Consider the following 7,813-nt stretch of genomic DNA (forward strand, 5'->3'; position numbering starts at 1 on the left):
GAAGACACCAGCCCCGCACTGCTGCGGTGGCCGTACACGCCGCAGTAGGAAGCAGGTACGCGGATCGAGCCCGCCACATCGCTACCCATTTCCAGATAGCTGAAGCCCGCCGCCAGCGCCGCAGCACTGCCGCCGGAGGAGCCGCCGGTGGTACGGGAGAGATCCCAGGGATTGTTGGTGCGGCCGTACACCGGGTTATCGCACTGCGAGTCCGACAGTGCTGTGCACACATTGGTTTTTCCTACGATGATGGCGCCCGCATGGCGCAGCCGCTGCACAGCCGCGCTGTCGCCCGCAGCCGGATTGGCGCGTGCTGCCGGGAAACCCCAGGTGGTGTCCAGTCCGCGCACCAGGAAGGACTCCTTGACCGTGATCGGCACGCCCAGCAAAGGCCGCCGCTCGCCATGATCCAGACGCCAGTCGGCCAGCAGCGCTGCCTTACGCGCTTCGGCATAATCGCGCACCACCACCGCATTCAATGCACCATCCTGCGCCTCAATACGGCTGATGGCGGCTTCCAGCACTTCCTGCGCGCTGACATCGCGCCGCGCGAGCAGCTCCGCCAGCCGGTGCGCGCTAAGCCACGCCAGGCTGGCGGAAGGGTCAGCCATGGCGTTCACGATGGGCTGCCTCCCGCTGTGATCGGGTTCATAGCATGTCCTTTTCCACTCATTGAGTTCTGCCTATCACACGCCAAGTGGTAACGGCCTGTCTACTAGCTGTCCTGATAGTTATGCCAAAAAACCGATTTGCATAAAGTATTCACATCGGCTGACACAAGACAGCGATAACCGCCCCTGACCATAAAGGAGAACGCCATGACTTCGATTCAAATCGTTCAGCGCCGCGACATCAATCGTATCGATCTGCGTCATATGCACGAATTGCGCGCCAAAGTTTTCCGCGACCGCATGGGATGGGAAGTCCCGGTCCTGGCGGGAATGGAGATCGACGGGTACGACGCGCTGGAGCCGCACTATATGGTGATCCGCAACCAGGAGCAGCGCGTATGCGGTACCTGGCGCATCATGCCGACGGAAGGTCCGTATATGCTGAAAGACACCTTCCCGGAGTTACTGCACGGTGCGCCGGCTCCTGAAGCACATGACGTGTGGGAGCTGTCCCGCTTTGCGATCGAAACCGAAGGCGACGGCAGCTTTGGCTTCGCCGACCGCGCCAAGGAAGCCATGCGTGAAATCGTGCACTTCGCCGACAAGCACAAGATTTCGAAGTACGTCACCGTTACCACGACCTCCATCGAACGCCTGCTGCGCCATACCGGCATCGAGATCAAACGGATCGGCGCTCCGCTGCGCATTGGCGTGGAACGCGCCGTCGCCCTGGAAATCCTGCTGGGCGAGCAAACCCGCAAGGCGTTGATGATCACCCTGCACTAACAGCGAAGTATGGTGTTTAACCATGGATTCCATGAATAACCTGACAGATTTACGAAGACGCGAGAGCGCCATCCGGCCAGGGACAGCGCCCCCCGCCGGGGGCGGCGAGGAGCAGCATCGCCTGACGATGCGCGATATGGCCTTGATGCGCGATCTGCGTTACCTGATGCGCGAAAGCCAGACCCAGTTCTGGCACCGCTTCGGGGTTGGCCAGTCCAGCGGTAGCCGTTTTGAGCGCGGTATGCCGGTACCGCAGCCGATCCTGTTGCTGGTGCGGCTTTATGTGTTGCGAGTGATTAGCGACCAGGACCTGAAACTGGCGCGCGCGCCGGGCGATGAATCATCAGGACAGGCTGATCATGCCGAGACGGATAGCGCGTAGTACAACGTCGTTACGTTTGCTGACGCCAAACTTGTTGCGCATGTTCGCCACGTGGAAATTGGCTCCCGCCTCGGAGATCCCGAGGATACGGCCGATTTCCCAGGCGGTTTTACCTGCTGCCATCCATTGCAGGCATTCCAGTTCGCGAGCGGTGAGTATGGGTTTCTTGACGTCCGCCACATCGCCGCGGATGAATTTGCTCATCGACTCAAAGGCGATATCCCGCAACAAGGCCAGTCCGCCGAGGTGGTGCTGCAGATCCTTGACGAAGCCGAGATTTGGCGCCCGGTCGCTCACGCAGGTCAGCATGCCCACTTCACCGCGCGGGCCATGAATGGGCAAGGTCACACCGCCCCGCAGGCCGAAGGCGCTGGCCTCCTCGTACATGGCACGCTGTTCGGGAGTCTTGAAGCATTGCGGCATCCAGATGAATGGCGTACTCGATCTGAAGCAATACTCAACGGTCGGATCGACCGCACGCATATTGGTTTTCTCGTAGTGCTGGCGCCAGGCTTCGGGATAGTTACTACGCAGGTAGACTTTGCTTGCATCCTTGAGGGGATCGGGAATCACGGCAAACATGGCTTTGTCGAAGCCCAGATTCTGGATCACGCTGTACAGCTTGGAGACTAGCTCGCCCTCACTGGCCGCTGCACGCAGGGGATTGGCTGGAGCGAGTAGATCGGAGAGCAAGGCATCGTCAGCGTCAAAGATATTTTCCATCTGTTTGTCCCCACTGCACGAGCGTCCATACTAGCTAAAGACTTGCAGGAATACAAAGCATTATGCAGTTCGCATGTGCTTTTAACAACATGAATATTTGTATGGATTCTGACAATGCGATGAATCTTGCTCAGTCGTCGATGATCTCGGCGCCGGTCTGCTTAAGCTTTGCCAGGCCGTCTCTCATGGCCTGGATCGCCTCCGGCGAGTGGCCTTGCCAATGGGTGAGCTCCGCGACCACGCGCAGAGGCTCGCGCGAGCGGAAGGACTTGGTCGGGTTGCCGCGGAATTTTTTATCCGTCAGATTCGGGTCGTCTTCGATCGGCCCTGTCGGTTCAACGATGTAAATCCTACCGGGCCCTTCACCGAGAGCCAGTTCCGCGCCCCAGGTGGCGGCATCCAGCGTGCGGGCAAAGTAGATGTGGTTCGCGGTGCGACCCGGTTCACCGAAGTTGGCGTTATGGCCCGGCTTGAGCAGATCGCCCGGCTTCAGGTCCGCACGGGTGCCGTGATAGAACTTCCATTCGGTGACTTCGCCGATCACGCGCAGGGGCTGGCGCGAGCACAGCGACATCGACGGATGGCGCGTCGGTTCGCGTGCACCGAGCGCGACGACACTGCCTGTTTCGCCGGTAGGTTCCACCAGATAGACTTTCGGAGCGCCGTCGCCAGCGCCAATCTCAGCCTCCCACACCGCTTCATCGAGCTTGTCGGTCAGGTACACATACGATCCGCCGAGCGTCACCATCTCTCCCGGCTGGAGACTGACCCGCGTGCCATGGTAATGCTGCTTCATCTGCGCTCCTCCGGTTCACATCAGGGCGTCAATACTACAGGTTTGGCTTCATAAAATCATCGCCCCACGCCTCGTTCGCTGCCGCGCTAAGCCTCTTGCTCGCGCGCTTCATCGCGCAGGAAATCGGAGAACCAGGCAAGCGCTTCCTGCTCGCTGCGGCTTGGACGCCAGCACATGTAATAGGCGCCCTGCGCTGTCAGTGTCTGACTGAAAGGGCTGACCAGCGTACCGCGCTGCAGATCGTCGCGTATCAAAGCCATGCGCCCCAGTGCGATGCCGTGGCCATTCAGCGCCGCCTGCATCAAGGCATTGCTGTCGTCGATCAGCGGCCCGCGCAGGGCCAGCGACGGCGCCATGCCAGCCTGTTCGAACCAGCGCTCCCAATCGTCGCAGCTGTCTTCGTGCAGTAGCGTGTAGTGCGCCAGATCGGATGGCGCCTGCAACTGTGGGCCATTCTTCAGCAGCGCCGGCGAACACACGGGCAGCAGTTCGGTGCCGAACAGGCGCTCGCATTCCACGCCGGGCCACTTGCCATCGCCCCAGCGTATCGCCAGGTCGATGCTGTCCCGCCCCAGGTCAGTGTGCATCACCGTGTGTATCAGGCGCACTTCAAGATCGCTGTGTGCGGCAAGGAAGCGGTCCAGCCGCCCCACCAGCCAGCGTGAACTGAACGCCGGTGTCACCGCCACCGTCAAGCGCTTGCGCGCACGGCCCTCGCTATGCGACAGCTGCGCCAGCACGCGGTCGATCCGGCCAAAGGCATCGATCACGCTGCGCTGGAGGATCGCGCCTTCTCCCGTCAGGGTAATGGCGCGGGTCATGCGCTTGAACAGCTTGATCTGCAGCGCATCCTCCAGGGTTTTGATCTGGTGACTGACCGCCGCCTGGGATATGCACAACTCGTCGGCGGCACGGGTAAAGCTCATGTGCCGAGCGGTGACTTCGAAGGTTTTCAACTGCCTCAACAGACTGGAAGAATGGACCACAGCGCACTCCATGCATCAGATTATCTAATGTATCGCATGCATACTGATCATTTGTCAACGTTATTTCGCTAATCCAAGATTGGGCATCCGATCCCGATCAACAGGAAATGACATGGCATCTGGCAAACCCTTCATCCACCCCTATATTCCGAACTCCGTCCCCGAAGTGCGCGACGCCATGCTGCGTACCGTGGGTGCCGCAAGTACCGAAGAATTCTTTGCCGATATCCCCGCCGCACTGCGCATGCAGGCGCCGCTGGCCATCCCCGCACCGCATTTGTCCGAAGCGCGCCTGAAGCGCCACGTGGAGGGACTGCTGCGCAAGAACGCGCACTGCAACAACCACCTCAGCTTCCTGGGCGGCGGCTGCTACCAGCACCACGTACCGGCCGTGTGCGATGAAATCAATGGCCGTAGCGAGTTCGCCACCGCCTATGCCGGCGAACCCTATGACGACCATGGCCGCTTCCAGGCGCTGTTCGAATACTGCAGCATGATGGGCGCCGTGCTGGAAATGGACGTCGTCAACGTACCGGTCTACGACGGCATGCAGGCCGCTGCCACCGCAGTGCGCATGGCCGGCCGCCACACCGGCCGCCGCCGCGTGGTCGTTGCGGGCAACGTCAATCCGGACAAGCTGTCGATGATGCACAACTACGGCCGCGCCGACCTCGATTTCGCCAGCGCGCCCTTCGATCCCGACACCGGCCTGCTTGACATGGCCGCCGTAGCGCAGCTGCTCGACCAGGAAACGGCCGCGCTGTACGTGGACATCCCCTCCTTCCTCGGCACCATCGACGACGGCGCCGCCCTGGCTGCCGCCGCACATGCGGTGGGCGCGCTGCTCGTGGTCGGCGTCGATCCGGTGTCGCTGGGCGTGCTGGCGCCACCGGCCAGCTACGGCGCCGACATCGTCTGCGGCGACATCCAGCCGCTGGGCATGCACATGAACTACGGCGGCGGGCAGGGCGGCTTTATCGCCAGCCACGACGATCCCGCCATCGTGATGCAGTATCCATCGCGCCTGTTCGGCATCGTCCCCACCACCGTGCCGGGCGAATACGGCTTCGGCGACGTCGCCTACAGCCGCACCTCTTTCGACAAGCGCGAAAACGGCAATGAATTTGTCGGCACTGCTGCTGCGCTATGGGGCATTACCGCCGGCGTTTTCATGGCGTTGATGGGGCCTCAAGGCATGACCGAACTGGCCACAGGCATTGCTCAACGCGCTGCTTACGCCAAACAGCGGCTTGCGCGCCTGCCCGGCGTCCGCGTCACGCATGCCGGCAGCTGCCACTTCCGCGAGTTTGTCGTCAATTTCGACGGCACCGGCCTGCCGGTGGCCGCCATTAACGCGGCCTTGCAGCAGCTTGGCATATTCGGCGGTCACGACCTGAGCACCGCCTTCCCCGCGCTGGGCCAGTCCGCCTTGTACGCTTTTTCCGAAATCCATATGCAGGAAGACATCGACCTGCTGTGCGCAACGCTAGAGAAAGTCCTCAACCAATGAACGCCATGGATAACATCGCTACCCACCGCAAACAGCAGATGCGCCGATACCATCAGGCGCGCTGGGATGAACCGGTAATTTTTGAACTGAGCCAGCCGGGTGAACGCGGCATCCTGGTGCCGGAAGTGGAGCCGGAGATTGCGCAGGCCGCAGGCCAGCCCCTGGCCAGCCTGCCCCCAACCATGCTGCGCCAGCGCCCACCGGCATTGCCGGAGATGTCGCAGAACCGCGTGCTGCGCCACTACTTGCGGCTGTCGCAGGAAAACCTGGGCGCCGACCTGAATGTGGACGTCGGCCAGGGCACCTGCACCATGAAGTACAACCCCAAGATCAACGACCAGCTGGCGCGCCAGCCGGGCATGGCGGAGCTGCATCCACGCCAGCCGGACAGCAGCGTGCAGGGCATGCTGGAAGTGATCGACAAGGTGGAAAGCGTGATGCGCGAAGTATCCGGCATGGACGCGGTGTCTCTGCAGGCGCGCGGCGGTTCGCAAGCCATCTTCGCCAATATGTCTATTGTGCGCGCCTGGCACGAAAGCCAGGGAGAGGCGGCACAGCGCGATGAAGTCATCACCACCATTTTCTCGCATCCATCGGATGCGGCCTGCGCCAAACTGGTCGGCTACAAAGTCATCACGATCTATCCGGATGCGGATGGCTATCCTGACCTGGCTGCACTCAAGGCCGCCGTGTCGCCACGCACTGCCGCACTGGTGATCACCAATCCGGAGGACACCGGCATCTTCAATAGCCGCATCCGGGAATTCGTGGATGCGGTACACGCAGCAGGCGGCTTATGTGTCTATGACCAGGCCAATGCCAACGGCCTGCTGGGTATTGCCCGTGCGCGCGAAGCAGGCTTCGACCTGTGCCACTTCAATCTGCACAAGACCTTCGCTACGCCCCACGCTTGCGGCGGCCCCGCAGTCGGCGCTGTGTGCAGTACCGCGGCGCTGGCGCCCTTCCTGCCCAGTCCACTGGTGCGCAACAAGAGCGGCCGTTATCAGCTGGTGAGCGCCGGCGAGCAATCCATCGGCAAGATCAGCAGCTTCACGGGCGCCGCCTCCATCGTGCTGCGCGCGTATGCATGGATCATGAACCTGGGCGCCGAGGGCCTGCGTACCGTGTCCGAAATCGCGGTCCTGAACAACAACTACATGATGCACGAGCTGCTGAAGATCGACGGCATGTCGGCACCATACGCACCCGGCAAGCGCCGCATCGAGCAGGTGMGCTACAGCTGGTCCGGCCTGGCGCAGGCAACAGGTGTGAGTTCGGAAGACATCGGACTGCGCGCTGCGGACTTCGGCGTGCACTACTGGACCAGCCATCACCCATACCTGGTGCCGGAGCCGGCCACCATCGAGCCGACCGAATCCTACTCGCGCGCCGACCTGGACGAATTCATCGGCGTAATGCGTCACATCGCCGATGAAGCGCGCTGCAACCCGGAACTGGTCAAGGCGGCTCCCCACAACTGTCCGGTGCATCGGGTTCAAGGCGAAATGCTGGACGATCCGGAACGCTGGGCCATCACCTGGCGCGCTTATCAGCGCAAGCTGGGCGAGCGCGGGCTGGCATGAAGATCGGGCTGGTGGTCAATCCCTGGGCCGGCATCGGCGGTCCGGCCGGGCTGAAAGGCTCGGACGGTGCGGCCAGCGTGCAGGCCGCGCTGGCCGCCTGCAGTCTGCCGCACGTTCCCGCCCGCCTGGCCGCCATGTTCGACGCCTGCGGCGAGGCCGCACAGGTCGTCAGCTGGTACGCGGCCGATGGTGCGATGGGTTGTTCCGCGCTGGAAGCGGCCAGCCTGGATGTTTGTGCTGTAGTGCCGGTGAACTGGCCATCACAGGCGGAGGACACGCGCCGCGCGACGTGCACCCTGGCCGGCATGGGCATCGACCTGCTGCTGTTTGCCGGCGGCGACGGCACCGCACGCGACGTGCTACAGGGCCTGCGCGACGCCGGTGTGGCAGACAGCCTGCCGGTATTGGGCTTGCCAGCCGGCGTAAAGATGCAGTC

Annotated in this window: 9 protein-coding genes and 1 pseudogene; 5 read left to right on the plus strand and 5 right to left on the minus strand. The window is 62.4% G+C overall.

Features of this window, described 5'->3' with window-relative positions; translation table 11 throughout:
- Positions 1-611, minus strand: a 611-nt coding sequence (locus tag AB4Z11_RS16010; protein ID WP_442026241.1) for an amidase family protein, incomplete at its 3' end; no start/stop codon positions are given.
- A 207-nt stretch (positions 612-818) separates the two neighbouring features.
- On the opposite strand from AB4Z11_RS16010, the gene AB4Z11_RS16015 reads away from it, so the two are divergent.
- Together AB4Z11_RS16015 and AB4Z11_RS16020 are read left to right on the plus strand one after the other, a co-directional pair.
- Complete coding sequence (locus tag AB4Z11_RS16015; RefSeq protein WP_442026242.1) at positions 819-1,397, plus strand: acyl-homoserine-lactone synthase; 579 nt, start codon at positions 819-821, stop codon at positions 1,395-1,397.
- 31 nt (positions 1,398-1,428) lie between these two features.
- Complete coding sequence (locus AB4Z11_RS16020) at positions 1,429-1,779, plus strand: hypothetical protein (protein ID WP_442026243.1); 351 nt, start codon at positions 1,429-1,431, stop codon at positions 1,777-1,779.
- On the opposite strand, the gene AB4Z11_RS16025 is transcribed toward AB4Z11_RS16020, so the two are convergent.
- The 4 genes and pseudogenes from AB4Z11_RS16025 to gcvA all read right to left on the minus strand — a co-directional run bounded on the left by AB4Z11_RS16025 (position 1,741) and on the right by gcvA (position 4,254).
- Positions 1,741-2,502, minus strand: coding sequence for a helix-turn-helix transcriptional regulator (locus AB4Z11_RS16025; protein WP_442026244.1), 762 nt, complete (start codon positions 2,500-2,502; stop codon positions 1,741-1,743). The two genes, AB4Z11_RS16020 and AB4Z11_RS16025, sit on opposite strands and share 39 nt — an antisense overlap.
- Positions 2,503-2,632: 130 nt before the next feature.
- The gene (arr, locus tag AB4Z11_RS16030) at positions 2,633-3,046 is read right to left on the minus strand and encodes an NAD(+)--rifampin ADP-ribosyltransferase (RefSeq protein ID WP_442026249.1); all 414 of its coding nucleotides are present in this window, start codon (positions 3,044-3,046) and stop codon (positions 2,633-2,635) included.
- Positions 3,035-3,298: pseudogene (locus AB4Z11_RS16035) on the minus strand (NAD(+)--rifampin ADP-ribosyltransferase); the annotation flags it as partial. The pseudogene AB4Z11_RS16035 and the gene arr, both read right to left, overlap by 12 nt.
- Before the next feature lie 86 nt (positions 3,299-3,384).
- The gene (gene gcvA, locus AB4Z11_RS16040) at positions 3,385-4,254 is read right to left on the minus strand and encodes a transcriptional regulator GcvA (protein WP_442026245.1); all 870 of its coding nucleotides are present in this window, start codon (positions 4,252-4,254) and stop codon (positions 3,385-3,387) included.
- Between the two features lie 142 nt (positions 4,255-4,396).
- Between gcvA and gcvPA the strand changes: the two genes are divergently transcribed.
- The 3 genes from gcvPA to AB4Z11_RS16055 form a co-directional block, all read left to right on the plus strand.
- Complete coding sequence (gcvPA, locus tag AB4Z11_RS16045) at positions 4,397-5,794, plus strand: aminomethyl-transferring glycine dehydrogenase subunit GcvPA (protein ID WP_442026246.1); 1,398 nt, start codon at positions 4,397-4,399, stop codon at positions 5,792-5,794.
- A gap of 5 nt (positions 5,795-5,799) precedes the next feature.
- Positions 5,800-7,377 (plus strand): aminomethyl-transferring glycine dehydrogenase subunit GcvPB, encoded by a 1,578-nt coding sequence (gene gcvPB, locus AB4Z11_RS16050; protein WP_442026247.1) that lies wholly within the window; start codon positions 5,800-5,802, stop codon positions 7,375-7,377.
- A partial coding sequence (locus tag AB4Z11_RS16055) for an NAD(+)/NADH kinase (protein ID WP_442026248.1) occupies positions 7,374-7,813 on the plus strand: 440 nt, incomplete at its 3' end. The genes gcvPB and AB4Z11_RS16055, both read left to right, overlap by 4 nt.

Source organism: Pseudoduganella sp. RAF53_2 (assembly GCF_052113985.1).
Taxonomy (GTDB): Bacteria; Pseudomonadota; Gammaproteobacteria; order Burkholderiales; family Burkholderiaceae_D; genus Rugamonas.